This is a genomic window from Pseudomonas sp. 11/12A (assembly GCF_000800055.1).
Lineage (GTDB): Bacteria > Pseudomonadota > Gammaproteobacteria > Pseudomonadales > Pseudomonadaceae > Aquipseudomonas > Aquipseudomonas mohnii.
Genome location: NZ_JUGV01000001.1, coordinates 937,128 through 956,186, shown reverse-complemented (window position 1 = coordinate 956,186; position 19,059 = coordinate 937,128). Strand labels below are relative to the sequence as shown.

Genomic DNA, 19,059 nt, shown 5'->3' with positions numbered 1-19,059 from the left:
AGAATCATGAAGTACATATTTGACATCGTGCATGGCCTCTACACCCAGCTTCGCAGCCTGGTGATGATTTTCGGCCACGCCTTCCGCAAGCGCGACACGCTGCAGTACCCGGAAGAACCGGTCTACCTGCCGCCACGCTACCGTGGGCGTATCGTCCTGACCCGCGACCCCGACGGCGAAGAGCGCTGCGTAGCGTGCAACCTGTGCGCCGTGGCGTGCCCGGTCGGTTGCATTTCGCTGCAGAAAGCTGAAACCGAAGACGGTCGCTGGTACCCGGACTTCTTCCGCATCAACTTCTCGCGCTGCATTTTCTGCGGCCTCTGCGAGGAAGCCTGCCCGACCACCGCGATCCAGCTCACGCCGGATTTCGAAATGGCCGAGTTCAAACGTCAGGACCTGGTTTACGAGAAAGAAGATCTGCTGATCTCCGGCCCCGGCAAAAACCCTGATTACAACTTCTATCGTGTTGCAGGTATGGCGATTGCCGGTAAGCCAAAAGGCTCCGCGCAGAATGAAGCCGAACCGATCAACGTGAAGAGCTTGCTGCCTTAAGGAAGAAAGATGGAATTCGCTTTCTATTTCGCATCGGGTATCGCTGTGGTGTCCACGCTTCGCGTGGTCACCAACACCAACCCTGTGCACGCCCTGCTCTACCTGATCATTTCGCTGATCTCCGTGGCGATGACGTTCTTCGCCCTTGGCGCACCGTTTGCCGGTGTGCTGGAAGTGATCGCCTACGCTGGCGCCATCATGGTGCTGTTCGTGTTCGTGGTGATGATGCTGAACCTGGGCCCGGCCTCGGTTCAGCAAGAGCGCGTCTGGCTCAAGCCCGGCATATGGGGCGGCCCGGTCGCCCTCGCCGCCTTGCTGCTGGTGGAACTGCTGTATGTGCTGTTCTCCCACCAGAGCGGTCAGGCCATCGGCCACACCACCGTGGACGCCAAGGCCGTGGGCATCAGCCTGTTCGGTCCTTATCTGCTGGTGGTCGAACTCGCCTCGATGCTGCTGCTCGCCGCAGCCGTCACGGCGTTCCACTTGGGCCGCAACGAAGCCAAGGAGCAATGACGATGCCTGCTATCCCCATGGAGCATGGTCTGGCGGTCGCCGGCATCCTGTTCTGCCTCGGTCTGGTCGGCCTGATGGTCCGCCGCAATATCCTTTTCGTGCTGATGAGCCTGGAGGTCATGATGAATGCCTCCGCGCTGGCGTTCATCGTTGCCGGTAGCCGCTGGGCGCAGCCGGATGGACAGATCATGTTCATCCTGGTGATCAGCCTGGCTGCCGCCGAGGCCAGTATCGGCCTGGCGATCCTGCTGCAACTGTATCGCCGCTTCCACACGCTCGATATCGACGCTGCCAGTGAGATGCGCGGATGAACATGATCTTTCTGACTTTCGTATTTCCCCTGATCGGGTTTCTCCTGCTGTCGTTCTCCCGCGGACGCTTCTCGGAAAACCTCTCGGCACTGATCGGCGTCGGCTCCATCGGCCTGTCCGCAGTGGTCGCGGCCTACGTGATCTGGCAATTCAATGTCGCGCCACCCGAGGGTGGTCACTACACCCTGGTGCTGTGGCAATGGATGGCGGTCGAAGGCTTCAAGCCTGACTTCGCCCTGTACATCGACGGCCTGTCGATCACCATGCTCGGCGTGGTGGTGGGCGTCGGCTTCCTGATCCACCTGTTCGCGTCCTGGTACATGCGCGGTGAAGACGGTTACTCGCGCTTCTTCGCCTACACCAACCTGTTTATCGCCAGCATGCTGTTCCTGGTACTGGGCGATAACCTGTTGTTCCTGTACTTCGGCTGGGAAGGCGTGGGCCTGTGCTCGTACCTGTTGATCGGTTTCTACTACAGCAACCGCAACAACGGTAACGCGGCACTCAAGGCCTTCATCGTGACCCGAATCGGTGACGTGTTCATGGCCATCGGCCTGTTCATCCTGTTCGCTCAACTGGGCACGCTGAACATCCAGGAACTGCTGGTGCTGGCACCGCAGAAATTCCAGGCCGGCAACTTCTGGATGGTCCTGGCGACCCTGATGCTGCTGGGTGGCGCTGTCGGTAAATCCGCGCAACTGCCGCTGCAAACCTGGCTGGCGGACGCGATGGCCGGTCCTACTCCGGTTTCGGCACTGATCCACGCCGCGACCATGGTGACCGCCGGTGTCTACCTGATCGCCCGTACTCACGGCCTGTTCACCCTGGCGCCGGAAGTCCTGCACCTGGTGGGCATCGTCGGTGGCGTGACCCTGGTGCTTGCAGGTTTCGCCGCACTGGTACAGACCGACATCAAGCGTATCCTCGCCTACTCGACCATGAGCCAGATCGGCTACATGTTCCTGGCCCTGGGCGTTGGCGCCTGGGATGGCGCGATCTTCCACCTGATGACCCACGCCTTCTTCAAGGCCCTGCTGTTCCTTGCCTCCGGTGCGGTGATCGTTGCCTGCCACCACGAGCAGAACATCTTCAAGATGGGTGGCCTGTGGAAGAAACTGCCTCTGGCCTACGCCAGCTTCATCGTTGGCGGCGCGGCCCTGGCGGCCCTGCCACTGGTGACTGCGGGCTTCTACTCCAAGGACGAAATCCTCTGGGAAGCGTTCGCCAGCGGCAACCACGGTCTGCTTTACGCCGGTCTGGTCGGCGCGTTCATGACCTCGCTGTACACCTTCCGCCTGATCTTCATCACGTTCCACGGTGAAGCGAAGACCGAAGCCCACGCCGGTCACGGCATTGCTCACTGGCTGCCGCTGTCGGTGCTGATCGTCCTGTCGACTTTCGTCGGCGCGATGATCGTTCCACCGTTGCACGGCGTGCTGCCGGAAAGCGTCGGCCATGCCGGTGGCGAAGCCAAGCACAGTCTGGAACTCGCTTCGGGCGCCATCGCCCTGGCCGGTATCCTGCTGGCCGCGCTGCTGTTCCTCGGCAAGCGTCGCTTCGTGACTGCCATCGCCAACAGCGGCATCGGCCGTTTCCTGTCGGCCTGGTGGTTCGCTGCCTGGGGCTTCGACTGGATCTACGACAAACTGTTCGTCAAGCCTTACCTGGCGATCAGCCACATCCTGCGCAAAGACCCGCTCGACCAGACCATCGGTCTGATCCCGCGCATGGCCAAAGGCGGTCACACCGCCCTGAGCCGTACCGAGACCGGTCAACTGCGTTGGTATGCCGCCTCGATGGCTGCTGGTGCCGTGCTGGTAATTGGCGCCGTCGTGCTGGTAGCGGTCTGATATGAACCTTGCGAACTTGCGAAAGGAATTGAGCCCGTCATGATTCTGCCTTGGCTAATCCTGATCCCCTTCATCGGCGGCCTGCTGTGCTGGATGGGTGAGCGCTTCGGCGCCACCCTCCCCCGCTGGATTGCGCTGTTGACCATGACCCTGGAACTCGCTCTCGGCCTCTGGCTGTGGGCCCACGGTGATTATTCATTTGCCCCGGCGCCTGGCGCCGATCCGACCTGGTCGCTTGAATTCAAGCACGTCTGGATCCAGCGCTTCGGCATCAGCGTGCACCTGGCCCTCGACGGCCTGTCGCTGTTGATGATCCTGCTGACCGGCCTTCTGGGTGTCCTCTCGGTACTCTGCTCGTGGAAAGAGATCCAGCGCCACGTCGGCTTCTTCCACCTGAACCTGATGTGGATCCTGGGCGGTGTTGTCGGCGTGTTCCTGGCCCTCGATCTGTTCATGTTCTTCTTCTTCTGGGAAATGATGCTGGTGCCGATGTACTTCCTCATCGCGCTCTGGGGTCACAGTTCTTCGGACGGCAAGAAAACCCGGATCTACGCGGCGACCAAGTTCTTCATCTTCACTCAGGCTTCCGGCCTGATCATGCTGGTGGCGATCCTGGGTCTGGTACTGGTCAACTTCAACAACACCGGCGTGATGACCTTCAACTACGCCGACCTGTTGAAAACCAAAATGTCGATGACCACCGAGTACGTCCTGATGCTCGGCTTCTTCATCGCCTTCGCGGTCAAGCTGCCCGTCGTACCGTTCCACTCCTGGCTGCCTGACGCTCACGCCCAGGCGCCGACCGCAGGTTCCGTGGACCTGGCCGGTATCTTGCTGAAAACCGCTGCCTACGGCCTGCTGCGTTTCGCCCTGCCACTGTTCCCGAATGCGTCGGCCGAGTTCGCGCCGATCGCCATGACCCTGGGTCTGATCGGGATCTTCTACGGTGCGTTCCTGGCGTTCGCGCAAACCGACATCAAGCGTCTGATCGCCTTCTCGTCCGTTTCCCACATGGGCTTCGTACTGATCGGCATCTACTCCGGCAGCCAACTGGCGCTGCAGGGCGCGGTGATTCAGATGCTGGCGCACGGTCTGTCGGCCGCGGCACTCTTTATCCTCAGCGGTCAGTTGTACGAGCGCACCCACACCCGCGACATGCGTGAAATGGGTGGCCTGTGGTCGAAGATCGCCTACCTGCCGGCCATCAGCCTGTTCTTTGCAGCCGCGTCCCTGGGCTTGCCGGGTACCGGTAACTTCGTCGGCGAGTTCCTGATCCTGATCGGCACCTTCGCCAGCGCTCCATGGGTCACCGTGATCGCGACGTCCGGCCTGGTGTTCGGTTCGGTCTACTCGCTGATCATGATCCACCGTGCCTACTTCGGTCCGTCCAAATCGGACGCGGTCCTGCAGGGCATGGATGCTCGCGAACTGATCATGGTGGTCGGTCTGGCAGCGCTGCTGGTCTACATCGGCGTCTACCCGCAACCGTTCCTCGACACCTCTGCCGCGACGATGCATGGCGTGCAGCAGTGGCTCGGCACCGCCTTCACTCAACTCGCTTCGGCACGGTAAGAGCGCTATGGAATTCACGACTCAACACTTTATCGCGCTTGCGCCGTTGTTGATCACCAGCGCCACGATCATCGTGGCGATGCTGGCGATCGCCTGGCGCCGCAACCACTCGCAGACCTTCCTGATTTCCGTGGCGGGTCTGAACCTGGCGCTGCTGTCGATCCTGCCAGCCCTGAAAGTCGCGCCCCTGGCCGTGACGCCATTGCTGCAAATCGACACCTTTGCCTGCCTGTACATGGCGCTGATCCTGGTCGCCACCCTCGCCTGCGTCACCCTCGCCCACGCCTACCTCGGCGAGGGCGGTTCGGGTTACCCGGGCAACCGTGAAGAACTGTACCTGCTGATCCTGATGGCCGCCGCCGGTGGCCTGGTTCTGGTCAGCGCGCAGCACCTGGCCGGGTTGTTCATCGGTCTGGAGCTGCTGTCGGTGCCGGTCTACGGTCTGGTGGCCTACGCCTTCTTCAACAAGCGTTCGCTGGAAGCCGGCATCAAGTACATGGTGCTGTCGGCAGCCGGTTCCGCGTTCCTGTTGTTCGGTATGGCCCTGCTCTACGCTGACTCCGGCTCCCTGAGCTTCGTCGGTATCGGTCAGGCGCTGGCGGCTACCGGTCTGCCAAGTTCGCTGGCGCAACTGGGCCTGGGCATGATGCTGATCGGCTTGGCGTTCAAGCTGTCGCTGGTACCGTTCCACCTGTGGACCCCGGACGTTTACGAAGGTGCTCCAGCGCCGGTCGCAGCGTTCCTGGCAACCGCTTCAAAAGTCGCCGTGTTCGCCGTGATGGTGCGTCTGTTCCAGATCTCGCCAGCGGCAAGCAGCGGTGTGCTGAGCAACGTACTGACCATCATCGCCATCGCGTCGATCCTGTTCGGTAACCTGCTGGCCCTGACCCAGAGCAACCTCAAGCGTCTGCTGGGTTACTCGTCCATCGCCCACTTCGGTTACCTGCTGATCGCCCTGGTGGCGAGCAAAGGCATGGCCGTGGAAGCTATCGGCGTGTACCTGGTCACCTACGTGATCACCAGCCTCGGCGCCTTCGGCGTGATCACCCTGATGTCCTCGCCGTACAAAGGCCGTGACGCGGACGCCCTGTACGAATACCGCGGCCTGTTCTGGCGCCGTCCGTACCTGACTGCCGTACTGACCGTGATGATGTTGTCCCTGGCTGGTATCCCGCTGACCGCGGGCTTCATCGGCAAGTTCTACATCATCGCCACCGGTGTCGAATCCCATCAGTGGTGGCTGGTCGGCTCGCTGGTACTGGGCAGCGCCATCGGCGTGTTCTACTACCTGCGTGTGATGGTCACCCTGTACCTGATCGAACCGAACCTGCGTCGCCACGATGCGCAACTGCACTGGGAACAGAAAGCAGGCGGCGTGATGCTGCTGGCCATCGCGGTACTGGCATTCTTCCTCGGCCTGTACCCACAACCGCTGCTGAGCCTGGTTCAGCAATCGGGCCTGGCGGGTTGATCGCTTAAGCGTTATCGGTAGCAAACAGAAACGGCACCTTCGGGTGCCGTTTTTGCATTCTGGCGTTGCTGGACCGGCAGCGCTGTCCTCACCATTCCGTGCTGACCGACACAACGCCATCGCTGGCAAACCAGCGCCTGTAAGTGATCGTGAGTCAATGCCGGGACTGCGTCCGACGCTGCATCTGCAGGAGCCGGCATGCCGACGAAAGCGGTGGCACAGGCACAAACAAAAACGGCACCTTCCGGTGCCGTTCGCCTTTCGCAGTTCAGCTTTTATTTACGCGCATCCGCCCACGATTTCAGCAGTTCGTTATAGCTCACGGTCTCCCCTTTAGGCTTCTCGTTGGCCAGTTTCGGTTTCGGTGCGCCCGGTTGGTCGAACCAGTATTGCGCGTCGCGTTCCGGGTTCATCTTCGGTGCGCAGGTGGTTTGCGCTTTCGAACGTTCCAAGCGGGACATGATCGCGTCCTGATCCTTGGCCAGACCGTCCAGTGCCTGCTGCGGAGTTTTCTCGCCGCTGGCCGCTTCGGCGATGTGGCTCCACCACAACTGCGCGAGGCGAGGATAATCAGGCACGTTGGTCCCGGTCGGCGTCCATTGCACGCGGGCCGGGCTGCGGTAGAACTCGACCAGGCCACCGAGCTTCGGCGCCAGGTCGGTCATGGCTTGCGAGTTGATGTCCGACTCGCGGATTGGCGTCAGGCCGACGATGGTTTTCTTCAGTGACACGGTTTTCGACGTCACGAACTGCGCATAGAGCCAGGCGGCGAGTTTTTGCTTCTCCGGCGTGGACTTCATGAACGTCCAGGAACCCACGTCCTGATACCCCAGCTTCATGCCCTCCTCCCAGTACGGGCCGCGCGGCGACGGTGCCATGCGCCATTTCGGCGTGCCGTCGGCATTCACCACCGGCAGACCCGGCTTGGTCATGTCGGCCGTGAACGCGGTGTACCAGAAAATCTGCTGGGCGATGTTGCCCTGGGAAGGCACGGGGCCGGATTCGGAGAAGGTCATGCCCGCCGCTTCCGGTGGAGCGTAGGCCTTCATCCAGTCGACGTATTTCTGGGTGGCGAAGACCGCCGCCGGGCCGTTGGTGTCGCCACCGCGGGTCACGCTGGAGCCCACCGGATGGCAATCCTCGACGCGAATGCCCCACTCGTCCACCGGCAAACCGTTGGGCAAGCCCTTGTCGCCGCCACCGGCCATGGAGAACCAGGCATCGGTGAAACGCCAGCCCAGGGAAGGGTCTTTCTTGCCGTAGTCCATGTGCCCGTAGACACGCTTGCCGTCGATCTCCTTGACGTCTTCGCTGAAGAACTTGGCGATGTCTTCATAGGCCGACCAGTTCACCGGTACGCCCAGCTCGTAGCCGTATTTCTCCTTGAACTTGGCCTTGAGGTCCGGGCGCTCGAACCAGTCGGCGCGGAACCAGTACAGGTTGGCAAACTGCTGATCGGGCAGTTGATAGAGCTTGCCGTCCGGAGCCGTTGTGAAAGAAGTACCAATGAAGTCCTTGAGGTCCAGAGTCGGCGAAGTGAAGTTCTTGCCTTCATTGGCCATCAGGTCGGTGATGGCTTCAGTCTTGCCGTAACGGAAGTGCGTACCGATCAGGTCCGAGTCGTTCACCCAGCCGTCATAAATGCTTTTGTCCGACTGCATCACGGTCTGCAGTTTTTCCACCACATCGCCTTCTTGCAGCAGGTCGTGGGTCACCTTGATCCCGGTGATCTCGGTGAAGGCCTTGGCCAGCACCTTGGATTCATATTCGTGGGTGGTCAGGGTTTCGGAGACGACCTTGATGTCCATCCCGCGAAACGGCTCGGCGGCCTTGATAAACCACTTCAATTCCTCGAGCTGCTGATCAGCCGTCAGGGTGGACGGTTTGAACTCGCTGCCAATCCATTTCTTCGCAGCGTCTTCATAGGCATCGGCCCAGGCTGCGGCGCTCAAACCGCTGAGTGCCAGCATGGCTGCCAATGAAATGCTATGTCGCAGCTTATTGTTTTTGTCGAACATAGAGACCTCCTGTTTAAGTTTCGGAGCAACATTGCCGAGCGATTCGACTAGCCCCACCGCATCACAGCCAACAGCCACACCAGGGACGACGCGAAGGCGACCCAGATGCTCCAGTCGGTTACGCCGATGACCAGCAGATGCAGGTAGGCGCTACCGAGAAGACCGATAAACAGCCGGTCGCCACGGGTGGTGGCAATCGGCAGGAAACCACGCCGAAGAATGCTCGGCGAACGCAATTCCCAGGTCGTCATGCCCACCAGAATCAGGCCAATGACGACGAAGAACGCTGCGGTGGGAATCGTCCAACTCATCCATTCCATCATCAGCTCCTCATACCCGGCCCAGGGCAAAGCCCTTGGCCACGTGGTTGCGAACAAACCAGATCACCAGCATGCCCGGCAAAATGGTCAACACCCCCGCCGCCGCCAGCACGCCCCAGTCGATGCCTGACGCCGAGACCGTGCGGGTCATCACCGCCGCGATCGGTTTGGCGTTCACCGACGTCAGGGTGCGCGCCAGCAGCAGTTCGACCCAGGAGAACATGAAGCAGAAAAACGCCGTGACACCGATGCCGGAGCCGATCAGCGGGATGAAAATCTTCACGAAGAACTTGGGAAAACTGTAGCCATCGATATAGGCGGTTTCGTCGATTTCCTTGGGCACGCCAGACATGAACCCCTCGAGAATCCACACCGCCAGTGGCACGTTGAACAGGCAGTGCGCCAGGGCCACGGCGATGTGGGTGTCGAACAGCCCGATCGACGAATACAGCTGGAAGAACGGCAACAGGAACACCGCCGGTGGTGCCATCCGGTTGGTCAGCAGCCAGAAGAACAGGTGCTTGTCACCGAGGAAACGGTAACGCGAGAACGCATAGGCCGCCGGCAGCGCCACGCTCAGGGAGATCACCGTGTTCAGGCTCACGTAGTACAGCGAGTTGAGATAACCGGTGTACCAGCTCGGATCGGTGAAGATCACTTTATAGTTATGCAGGGTGAAATCCGCGGGAAACAGCGTCAATCCGCCGAGGATTTCGGTGTTGCTCTTGAAGGACATGTTCAGCAACCAGTAGATCGGCACCAGCAGGAACAGGATGTAGAGCAGCAACGGAATCAGCTTTCTCTTGCTCATGGCGGCCTCAGCGGTTGGCGTCAGAGTGAGTCATGGCGGTATAAAACAGCCACGACACCAACAGGATGATCAGGAAATACACCAGCGAAAACGCCGCGGCAGGGCCCAGGTCGAATTGCCCTACGGCCATCTGGGTCAATGTCTGACTGAGGAAGGTCGTGGCATTACCCGGCCCGCCGCCCGTGAGCACGAACGGTTCGGTGTAGATCATGAAACTGTCCATGAAACGCAGCATCACCGCGATCAGCAGCACGCTCTTGAGCTTGGGCAACTGAATGTGCCGGAACACCGCCCAAGCCGAAGCCCGATCAATCCGCGCCGCCTGGTAATACACGTCCGGAATCGCCCGCAGACCGGAGAAACACAACAGCGCCACCAGCGACGTCCAGTGCCAGACGTCCATCACCAACACGGTGACCCAGGCGTCCATGGTGTTCGCCGCATAGTTGTAGCTGATGCCCATGGCATTAAGGCTCGAACCCAGCAGACCGATGTCCGCGCGGCCGAAGATCTGCCAGATGGTGCCCACCACGTTCCACGGAATCAGCAACGGGATCGCCAGAATAATCAGCACCAGCGACGACCAGCGCCCCTTGGTCGGCATGGTCAGGGCGATGGCAATGCCCAGGGGAATTTCAATCAGCAATACACAGGCCGAGTAGATGAACTGGCGCAGCAGCGAGTCATGCAGGCGCGGATCGAGCAGCACTTGCCTGTACCAGTCGGCGCCGACGAAGTAGCGGCTGGACTGATCGAATATGTCCTGCACCGAGTAGTTGACCACGGTCATCATCGGGATCACCGCACTGAACGCCACCAGCAGGAACACCGGGAGCACCAGCCACCAGGCCTTGTTGTTCTGCACCTTGTTCATGGCTGCGCCTCTTCGTTGGCCATTGCTTCGTTGACGGCATGGGGCTCCAGCAGGAATTCGTCGGCGTAGACCATCAGCCACTGGCCCGGAAAACTGATGTACGCCGTGCCTTCAGGCACCGGTTTGTCTTCGGCCAGGCGTACTTTCAGCGGCGCGCCATCGAGGTTCAGGGTCATGATCTTGTAGGTGCCGAGGTCTTCGACGTGTACGACATGAGCCCGCATCGCGTCATCGAATGGCTCGTCCCACACATGGACGAACTCGGGTCGGATTCCGACTTTCAGGGTTTTCCATTCGGTCTCGGCGATGCGTCGCTGCATGGCGGCGGACAAGGGCAAATGGGTCGAAGCGAAACCGACGCCGCCCGGTTGCGGCTGCACCTCGATCAGGTTCATCCCCGGGCTGCCGATGAAGTAACCGACAAAGGTGTGGCTCGGGCGCTCGAACAATTCCCGTGGCGTGCCGAACTGCACGATCTGCCCGCCGTACATCACCGCGATCTTGTCGGCAAAGGTCGAGGCTTCCAGTTGATCGTGGGTGACATAGACCATGGTGATGTTGAACTGCTCGTGGATCTGCTTGAGCTTTCGCCGCAGCTTCCACTTCAGGTGCGGGTCGATCACGGTCAGCGGTTCATCGAAGAGAATCGCCGACACGTCATCACGCACCAGCCCACGGCCCATGGAGACTTTCTGCTTTTCGTCGGCGGTGAGGTTGCGTGCTTTTTTGCTCAGCAGGTTCTGCAGGTCGAGGACTTCAGCGATTTCCTGCACTTTGGTGTGAATCTTCGCCTCGGCCATGCCCTGATTGCGCAGCGGGAACGCCAGGTTGTCGAACACCGTCATGGTGTCGTAGACCACCGGAAACTGGAAAACCTGAGCGATGTTGCGCTTCTCCGGGGTCAGGTCATTGACCGCTTTGCCATCGAACAACACATGGCCCTGGGACGGGCTGAGCAACCCGGAAATGATGTTGAGCAAGGTCGACTTGCCGCACCCCGACGGGCCGAGCAAGGCATAGGCACCGCCCTGCTCCCAGATGTGGTCCATCTCGCGGATCGCGTAATCCTCGGGTCCGCCCGGGGTTTTGGTGTAGCTGTGGGCGAGGTTCTGCAAACGGATTTCGGCCATCAGGCAACCCTCGCGACACGCCGGCCCGGCGCCTGGACCAGCCGCCCCTGCGTATCGAACACAAACAGTTTATGGGTCGGGATGTAGATGCGGATCGGCGCATCGACGTCGTATTCGTGGACACCGGGCAAGTGCAGCACCAGCAGGAAATGCTCGTTGCGCACGTGCAGGAAGGTTTCCGAGCCGCTGATTTCCGCGACTTCGACGGTCACTGCCAATTCCAGGTCGTCGTCGTTGCTCGGCACCAGCGAGATGTGGCTGGGCCGCACGCCGAAGCGAAACTCGCCCTCGCCCACCGGCCGCAAATCGACGTTCAGCGGGAAATGCACGAAATTGGCGAAACTCACTTCATTACCGGCGATGCGCCCCGGCATCAGGTTGATCGGCGGTTCGGAAAACAGCTCGGCCGCCAGCACGGTCTGCGGCTGGTGATAGACCGCGGAAGACTTGCCGCTCTGGATCACCCGACCCTCATGAAGAATGGTCGTGGTGCCGCCGAGGGCCAGCGCTTCGTTGGGTTCGGTGGTGGCGTAGATCGCGATGGTGTGGCGGGCCTTGAACAGCTCGCGCATTTCCTGGCGCAGTTCCTCGCGCAGTTTGTAGTCGAGGTTGACCAGCGGCTCATCGAACAGAATCAGTTCGGCGTCCTTGACCAGCGCCCGGGCCATGGCCGTCCGCTGTTGCTGGCCCCCGGAGAGCTCCAGCGGATAACGCTGCAGAAACTTCTCGATGCGCAGCATCCTGGCGGTTTCCAGCACCTTGCTCTGGATCTGCTCATTGGACACGCGGGCCTGACGCAACGGCGAAGCGATGTTCTCGAACACCGTCATGGTCGGGTAGTTGATGAACTGCTGATACACCATCGACACATTGCGCAGGCGCACCGGGCGTTGGGTGACATCCACGCCATTCATCAGGATGCGCCCGGTGTCAGGCTTGTCCAGCCCGGCCATCAAGCGCATGAGACTGGTTTTGCCGGACAGCGTGCGACCCAGCAAAACGTTGAAGGAACCGGGTTCGAAACTCAGGCACGCATCGTCGATCCAGGTCTGGCCCTCGACGGTACGGCTGACATGCTCCAGGGTTAATGACATGGCTCGGCCTTTTTTATTTTTGGAGTCAAGCGACCGGAGCTACATAGCGACATTTGTGCCAAAAATCACAAGCCGTTGATTTGGCTTGAAATCCTTGAACGTGACTACCGAGTCACGTTCGTTGCTGAACACAAATGAACAATCGAAAGTGAACAATTGAACAGTTCGCCGATTGACAATGAACATTAGTGAACAACACTCTATGGGTGCTTTTTGCCTTTCCCGGGACATGAAACAGACGCAAAACCTGTGGGAGCGAGCCTGCTCGCGATGGCGTTGGATCAGGCAACATTCATGTCGCCTGATAAGCCCTTTTCGCGAGCAGGCTCGCTCCCACAAGGAAAACCTATAACAACAATAAAAGCGTAAATCAGAGGCTGACCTGTAATGGCCCTACCTGCCCTGCCGCTGTCCCACGACGCCATCATCCAGGACTCCTGGTCCCGCTGCCGCGCGTTCGGTCTCAATCATCAAAGCGCTCCGGCGTTCGATCAGTTGCCCGCCGAAGGCATCGCGCAGTTGCTCGAGAGCCAGCACTCGCTGGTGCAGACCACCCACCAGGAAGTCCTGCCGTATTACGAGAACATCCTCAGCAACTCCAATTGCCTGATCATGCTCGCCGACAATCAAGGCCAGGTGCTGACGTCATGGGGCACCCAGCGCTTCATCGAGCCGAGCCTGACCCGCGGTTTCAGTGCCGGCGCCAGTTGGCTGGAGCACTGCAGCGGGACCAACGCCATCGGCACCGCTTTGGCCTGCGAACAAGCGGTGCACATCGAACACGATGAACACTTTCTCAAGGCCAACCGCTTCATGACCGGTTCCGCCGCGCCGATTTTCGATGCCGAGCGCAAAGTGATTGCCGTGCTGGATGTCTCCAGCGACAGCTACCTGCCGCCGTCCCACACCCTGGGCATGGTCAAGATGATGAGCCAGACCGTGGAAAACCGGCTGATCCTCAACCTGTTTCACGGCCAGCATTTCCAGTTGACCTTCAACACGGGCCTGAACAACCTCGACAGCCAGTGGGCCGGCTTGCTGATTTTCGATGAAAGTGGCCAGGTGCTGTCCGCCAACCGCCGCGCTGACAACCTGCTGGGCATCCGCCTGTCGCGAGTCAGTGTGGAGAGCCTGTTCAACGTCTCGCTGCTGGAACTGCTGAATCAGCCAGAAGGCCTGCCCTTCGCCCTGCAGACTCGCGGACGCAACCGCTTCCAGTGCCTGTTGAAACGGCCGAAGCAGGCACCGATTCAGCCGCGGCTGTTTTCTGAAAGCAAAAGTGCTGACCCCAAGAGCGCCGTGGCGGACGCTAAACCCGCCACCATCAGCCTGAAGACCCTGCACTTTGGCGACAGTCGCGTGGAAAAGGCCGTGCGCCAGGCCGAGCGCTTGCTGGAGAAAGACATTCCGCTGTTGATTCACGGTGAAACCGGGGTCGGCAAGGAAGTCTTCGTCAAGGCCCTGCATCAAGCCAGCTCCCGCCATAAACAAGCGTTCATTGCCGTCAACTGTGCTGCGATCCCTGCCGAACTGGTGGAGTCCGAGCTGTTTGGTTACGAGAAAGGCGCGTTCACCGGAGCGAACCAGAAAGGCAGCATCGGCCTGATCCGCAAGGCCGACAAAGGCACGTTGTTCCTCGACGAAATCGGCGATATGCCGCTGCCGACCCAGGCACGCTTGCTACGGGTGTTGCAGGAGCGCTGCGTGCAACCGGTGGGCAGCAGTGAGTTGTTTGCGGTGGACATCCGCATCATCTCCGCGACCAACCGCTCCTTGCGCGAGCAGGTGCAATTGGGGCGTTTCCGCGAAGATTTGTACTACCGCATCGGCGGCCTGACCCTGGAGTTGCCGCCGCTGCGCGAGCGCAGCGACAAGCAGGCACTGTTCAAGCGTTTGTGGGAGCAGCATCGGGAGCCCACCCAATGGGCGGGACTTAGCGACGAAGTTCTGGAGCTGTTTAGCCGTCATCCGTGGCCCGGCAACCTGCGCCAGGTCAGCAGCGTGATGCAGGTGGCGCTGGCCATGGCCGAGGAACAACCGGTGCGGCCGGAGCATTTGCCGGATGATTTCTTCGTCGACCTGGAGATGGAGCCGGTGGAGGCGCCGGAGCCGTTGGGGGTTGATCTGAATGACGCCCAGGCGTTGAACCGGGAACTGAAGGCTGCCGGAGGGAATATTTCGCATCTGGCGCGGCGGTTGGGGGTTAGTCGCAATACGCTCTATAAGCGCTTGCGCCACCTGGAAAGCTGACTGCTGCGCAGTCAATCGCGAGCAGGCTCGCGAAGGCGCCAACCCAGTCACCGCAAAAAACCACTCACTGCGCCCATTGACCGCAGCGACCAGATTGTGACGAAATGTTTCAGCTTTTCGCCTGACTTCTTTTTATCCAGACCCTCCTCCTCCTGATCCTCACAGGATAAGCGCTTTGACCAACATCTGTTCTACCGGCCTTGATATCGGCTTTGCCTCGCTGGATTACCTGCAAATCGGCCTCTTGGGCATCGTTCAGGGCATCACCGAATTGTTGCCCGTGTCCTCCACCGCGCACATGCGCATCGTGCCCGCGCTGCTCGGCTGGCCCGATCCCGGCTCGGCGTTTTCCGCGGCCATGCAGTTGGCCGCACTGGCGGCGGTGGTCAGTTATTTCTGGCGTGACGTCAGACAAGTTGTCAGCGGCAGTGTCGGCGCGGTACGCCAACGCGATTACAACAACCAGTGGTTCATCCTCGCGGTGGCCATCGTGCTGGCGACCATTCCCATCGGTATTGCCGGCGTGGCCTTGTCCTCGACGCTCAATGCCTGCAACTCGCCGTTGCGGGGGCTGATGGTGATCGGGATTTCCTGCGTGGTCATGGCGGTTTTGCTCGCGGCCGCCGAACTCAGTTGCCGGCATCGCCGCACCGTTGGCGAAATGCGCCTGCGTGATGCACTGATCGTTGGCATTGCCCAGATCGGCGCGCTGATTCCCGGCGTGTCGCGCTCGGGGTCAACGCTGACGGCGGCGCTGTTCCTCAATTTCAAACGTGAAGAGGCAGCGCGGTTCTCCTTCCTGCTGGGGCTGCCCGCGATCGCCCTGGCCGGCTTGAAGGAGCTGTGGGTGTTGTTCCATGCTGATCTTCCCGCGCAAGCCTGGGCGCACCTGTTTTTTGGCCTGGTGATCGCCAGCATCTCGGCGTTTTTCGCCATCTGGGGCCTGATGCGCTTTCTGGAGAAGTTCTCCACCTGGCCGTTTGTCATCTACCGCGCGGTGCTCGGGATCTTCCTGATTGTCGCGGTCAGCACCGGACTCCTGAGCTAACGCCCGCCACAAAAAAACAAAACCCGCACAAGGCGGGTTTTGTTTTTTACGGATCAAGCAATCAGTCAGCCAGACGCCAGGTCGTCCCACCCTTGCCGTCTTCCAGCACCACGCCCATGGCGGTGAGCTGGTCGCGGATGCGGTCGGATTCGGCCCAGTCTTTCCCGGCACGTGCCGCCAGACGCGCAGCAATCAGCGCCTCCACTTCAGCGGCATCCACGCGCCCTTCGGCACCGGCCTGCAGGAAGTCGTCGGCCTCAAGCTGCAACACACCCAGCACGCTGGCCAGTTCTTTAAGGCGCGCCGCCAGACCGGCCGCCGCATCGAGATCGGTCTCGCGCAGGCGGTTGATCTCGCGCACCATCTCGAACAACACCGCACAGGCTTCAGGCGTGCCGAAGTCGTCGTTCATCACCGTGGTGAAGCGCTCGACGAACGCTTCGCCGCCAGCCGGAGCCACGCTCGGCAGGCCTTTCAACGCGTGGTAGAAACGCTCCAGTGCGCCTTTGGCGTCCTTGAGGTTGTCTTCCGAGTAGTTGATCGCGCTGCGGTAGTGGCTCGACACCAGCAGGTAACGCACGACTTCCGGGTGGTACTTGGCAAGCACGTCGCGAATGGTGAAGAAGTTGTTCAAGGACTTGGACATCTTCTCGCCATTGATGCGGATCATGCCGCAATGCATCCACGCGTTGGCGTAGGTCTTGCCGGTGGCCGCTTCGCTCTGGGCGATTTCGTTTTCATGGTGCGGGAACTCGAGGTCACTGCCGCCGCCATGAATGTCGAAGGTCTCACCGAGGCAGCAGGTGGACATCACCGAGCACTCGATGTGCCAGCCCGGACGCCCGGCGCCCCACGGCGATTCCCAGCTCGGCTCGCCCGGCTTGACGCCTTTCCACAGCACGAAGTCCAGCGGATCTTCCTTCGCTTCGTCGACCTCGATCCGCGCACCGATGCGCAGGTCCTCGACCTTCTTGCGCGACAGCTTGCCGTAACCCATGAACTTCGCGACGCGGTAGTACACGTCGCCATTGCCCGGGGCGTAGGCGTAACCCTTGTCGATCAGGGTCTGGATCATCGACAGCATGCCCGGGATGTGATCCGTGGCACGTGGCTCCATGTCCGGTTTGAGGATGTTGAGGCGCGCCTCGTCCTCGTGCATTGCGGCGATCATGCGCTCGGTCAGCGCGTCATACGGCTCGCCGTTCTCGCGGGCACGATTGATGATCTTGTCTTCGATGTCGGTGATGTTGCGCACATAGGTCAGGTTGTAACCGCTGAACCGCAACCAGCGGGTCACCAGGTCGAACGCGACCATGCTGCGGCCGTGGCCTATGTGGCAGTAGTCATACACGGTCATCCCGCAGACGTACATGCGCACATTGTTGCCATCCAGCGGCTTGAAGACTTCTTTGCTCTTGGTGAGCGTGTTGTAGATCGTCAGCACTTTAAATTTCCTTGACGCAGAATCACTGGCCCCACGAATCACGCAGGGTCACGGTACGGTTGAATACCGGCTGACCTGGTTTCGAATCCTTGATATCGGCAACGAAGTAACCTTCGCGCTCGAACTGGAAACGGTCTTCCGGCTGTGCATTGCCCAGCGAGGGTTCAGCACGACAACCGGTCAGCACTTGCAGTGAGTCAGGGTTGATGTTGTCCAGGAAACTCGCGCTGTCTTCGGCCTTCTCCGGGTTCGGAGAGCGGAACAGACGATCGTACAGACGTACTTCACACTCGACGCTGGCAGCGGCCGGCACCCAGTGGACCACGCCCTTGACCTTGCGGCCTTCGGGGTTCTTGCCCAGGGTGTCCGGGTCGTACGAGCAACGCAGCTCGACGATGTTGCCGTCGGCGTCCTTGATCGCTTCGTCGGCACGGATCACGTAGCTGCCGCGCAGGCGCACTTCGCCGTTTGGCTCCAGGCGCTTGTAGCCTTTTGGCGGTTCTTCCATGAAATCATCACGATCGATGTAGATCTCACGGGCGAATGGCAGCTTGCGCACGCCGAGCTCTTCTTTCTGCGGATGACGCGGCAGTTCGAGGTTGTCGACCTTGTCTTCCGGGTAGTTGGTGATCACGACCTTCAACGGACGCAGCACGCACATGGCACGCGGGGCGTTCGCGTCGAGGTCCTGACGGATGCTGAACTCGAGCATGCCGTAATCGACCACACCGTCGGAGCGGTTGGTGCCGATCATCTCGCAGAAGTTGCGGATCGATGCCGGGGTGTAGCCGCGACGGCGGAAGCCCGACAGCGTAGACATGCGCGGGTCATCCCAGCCGTTGACGTGTTTCTCGTCGACAAGCTGCTTGAGCTTGCGCTTGCTGGTGATGGTGTAGTTCAGGTTCAGGCGGCTGAACTCGTACTGGCGCGGGTTGGCCGGCACGGGCAGGTTCTCGAGGAACCACTCGTACAGCGGACGGTGGCTTTCGAACTCCAGGGTGCAGATCGAGTGGGTGATGCCTTCGATGGCGTCCGACTGACCGTGGGTGAAGTCGTAGTTCGGGTAGATGCACCACTTGTCACCGGTCTGGTGGTGGTGGGCATGACGGATGCGATACATGATCGGGTCGCGCAGGTTCATGTTCGGCGAGGCCATGTCGATCTTCGCTCGCAGCACACGTGCACCGTCCGGGAATTCGCCGGCGCGCATGCGGGCGAACCAGTCCAGGTTCTCTTCGACGCTGCGGTCGCGGAACGGGCTGTTGCGGCCTGGCTCGGTCAGGCTGCCACGGTATTCCTTGGCTTGCTCAGGGGTCAGGTCGTCGACATAGGCCTTGCCGGCCTTGATCAGCTCGACGGCCCAGCCGTGCAACTGGTCGAAATACTGCGAGGCATAGCGCACTTCACCGGACCATTCGAAGCCCAGCCATTTGACGTCGCTTTCGATTGCGTCGATGTATTCCTGGTCTTCCTTGGCCGGGTTGGTGTCGTCGAAACGCAGGTGCGTGACGCCGCCGAACTCCTGGGCCAGGCCGAAGTTCACGCAGATCGACTTGGCGTGACCGATGTGCAGGTAGCCGTTGGGCTCAGGCGGGAAACGCGTGACGATCTGCGTGTGCTTGCCCGAGTCCAGGTCTGCCTGGATGATCGGCCGCAGGAAATTGACCGGCACAGCAGGGCCGGTCTTGGCATTCGAGGTAGGGTCGACAGTGGGCTTGCTCATAGGATCCTTGAACGTACAAGTGCGTGGCCGTAATAAAGGCCGGACAAAACAAAGCCGCTATCATAGCCGATGCCGTCA

The 19,059-nt window shown here is 60.5% G+C and carries 16 protein-coding genes; 8 read left to right on the top strand and 8 right to left on the bottom strand.

What is annotated here, in order from left to right:
- Window positions 1–6 precede the first annotated feature (6 nt).
- From nuoI to nuoN, 6 genes are read left to right on the top strand one after another with little or no spacing between them, the layout of a single operon-like run.
- Entirely contained in the window at window positions 7–552 is a 546-nt protein-coding gene (gene nuoI / locus GQ39_RS04480) for an NADH-quinone oxidoreductase subunit NuoI (protein WP_178132024.1), read from the top strand.
- 9 nt (window positions 553–561) lie between these two features.
- A complete protein-coding gene (gene nuoJ, locus GQ39_RS04475) occupies window positions 562–1,065 on the top strand; it encodes an NADH-quinone oxidoreductase subunit J (RefSeq protein ID WP_047527652.1) in 504 nt (167 codons plus the stop codon).
- A gap of 2 nt (window positions 1,066–1,067) precedes the next feature.
- Window positions 1,068–1,376, top strand: a complete 309-nt coding sequence (gene nuoK / locus GQ39_RS04470) for an NADH-quinone oxidoreductase subunit NuoK (RefSeq protein WP_007946416.1) — start codon at window positions 1,068–1,070, stop codon at window positions 1,374–1,376.
- Entirely contained in the window at window positions 1,373–3,226 is a 1,854-nt protein-coding gene (gene nuoL, locus GQ39_RS04465; protein ID WP_047527646.1) for an NADH-quinone oxidoreductase subunit L, read from the top strand. The genes nuoK and nuoL overlap by 4 nt, the downstream gene beginning before the upstream one ends.
- Window positions 3,227–3,265: 39 nt before the next feature.
- Complete coding sequence (nuoM, locus tag GQ39_RS04460) at window positions 3,266–4,798, top strand: NADH-quinone oxidoreductase subunit M (protein WP_047527645.1); 1,533 nt, start codon at window positions 3,266–3,268, stop codon at window positions 4,796–4,798.
- A gap of 7 nt (window positions 4,799–4,805) precedes the next feature.
- The gene (gene nuoN / locus GQ39_RS04455) at window positions 4,806–6,269 is read left to right on the top strand and encodes an NADH-quinone oxidoreductase subunit NuoN (RefSeq protein WP_047527643.1); all 1,464 of its coding nucleotides are present in this window, start codon (window positions 4,806–4,808) and stop codon (window positions 6,267–6,269) included.
- A 275-nt stretch (window positions 6,270–6,544) separates the two neighbouring features.
- Here the strand turns inward: nuoN and GQ39_RS04450 are convergent, their stop codons facing one another.
- From GQ39_RS04450 to GQ39_RS04425, 6 genes are read right to left on the bottom strand one after another with little or no spacing between them, the layout of a single operon-like run.
- Window positions 6,545–8,287: an ABC transporter substrate-binding protein gene (locus GQ39_RS04450; RefSeq protein WP_047527641.1), complete on the bottom strand. Its 1,743-nt coding sequence runs from the start codon at window positions 8,285–8,287 to the stop codon at window positions 6,545–6,547.
- A gap of 47 nt (window positions 8,288–8,334) precedes the next feature.
- Entirely contained in the window at window positions 8,335–8,607 is a 273-nt protein-coding gene (locus GQ39_RS04445) for a DUF2160 domain-containing protein (protein WP_047527639.1), read from the bottom strand.
- Window positions 8,608–8,617: 10 nt separating this feature from the next.
- Window positions 8,618–9,418, bottom strand: a complete 801-nt coding sequence (locus GQ39_RS04440) for a carbohydrate ABC transporter permease (protein ID WP_047527637.1) — start codon at window positions 9,416–9,418, stop codon at window positions 8,618–8,620.
- A 7-nt stretch (window positions 9,419–9,425) separates the two neighbouring features.
- Entirely contained in the window at window positions 9,426–10,292 is an 867-nt protein-coding gene (locus GQ39_RS04435) for a carbohydrate ABC transporter permease (RefSeq protein ID WP_047527635.1), read from the bottom strand.
- Window positions 10,289–11,422 carry an ABC transporter ATP-binding protein gene (locus GQ39_RS04430; RefSeq protein ID WP_047527633.1) on the bottom strand — a complete coding sequence of 378 codons (1,134 nt, stop codon included), beginning with the start codon at window positions 11,420–11,422 and terminating at the stop codon, window positions 10,289–10,291. Before GQ39_RS04430 ends, GQ39_RS04435 begins: the two co-directional genes overlap by 4 nt.
- The gene (locus GQ39_RS04425) at window positions 11,422–12,516 is read right to left on the bottom strand and encodes an ABC transporter ATP-binding protein (RefSeq protein WP_047527632.1); all 1,095 of its coding nucleotides are present in this window, start codon (window positions 12,514–12,516) and stop codon (window positions 11,422–11,424) included. The genes GQ39_RS04430 and GQ39_RS04425 overlap by 1 nt, the downstream gene beginning before the upstream one ends.
- Window positions 12,517–12,903: 387 nt before the next feature.
- Between GQ39_RS04425 and GQ39_RS04420 the strand changes: the two genes are divergently transcribed.
- Complete coding sequence (locus GQ39_RS04420; RefSeq protein WP_047527631.1) at window positions 12,904–14,766, top strand: sigma-54-dependent Fis family transcriptional regulator; 1,863 nt, start codon at window positions 12,904–12,906, stop codon at window positions 14,764–14,766.
- 175 nt (window positions 14,767–14,941) lie between these two features.
- Window positions 14,942–15,814, top strand: coding sequence for an undecaprenyl-diphosphatase UppP (gene uppP / locus GQ39_RS04415; protein ID WP_047527628.1), 873 nt, complete (start codon window positions 14,942–14,944; stop codon window positions 15,812–15,814).
- A 61-nt stretch (window positions 15,815–15,875) separates the two neighbouring features.
- Here uppP and cysS read toward each other — a convergent pair whose 3' ends face one another.
- A complete protein-coding gene (gene cysS, locus GQ39_RS04410) occupies window positions 15,876–17,258 on the bottom strand; it encodes a cysteine--tRNA ligase (protein WP_047527626.1) in 1,383 nt (460 codons plus the stop codon).
- A 22-nt stretch (window positions 17,259–17,280) separates the two neighbouring features.
- Entirely contained in the window at window positions 17,281–18,981 is a 1,701-nt protein-coding gene (locus GQ39_RS04405) for a glutamine--tRNA ligase/YqeY domain fusion protein (protein WP_047527624.1), read from the bottom strand.
- Between the last annotated feature and the right edge of the window lie 78 nt (window positions 18,982–19,059).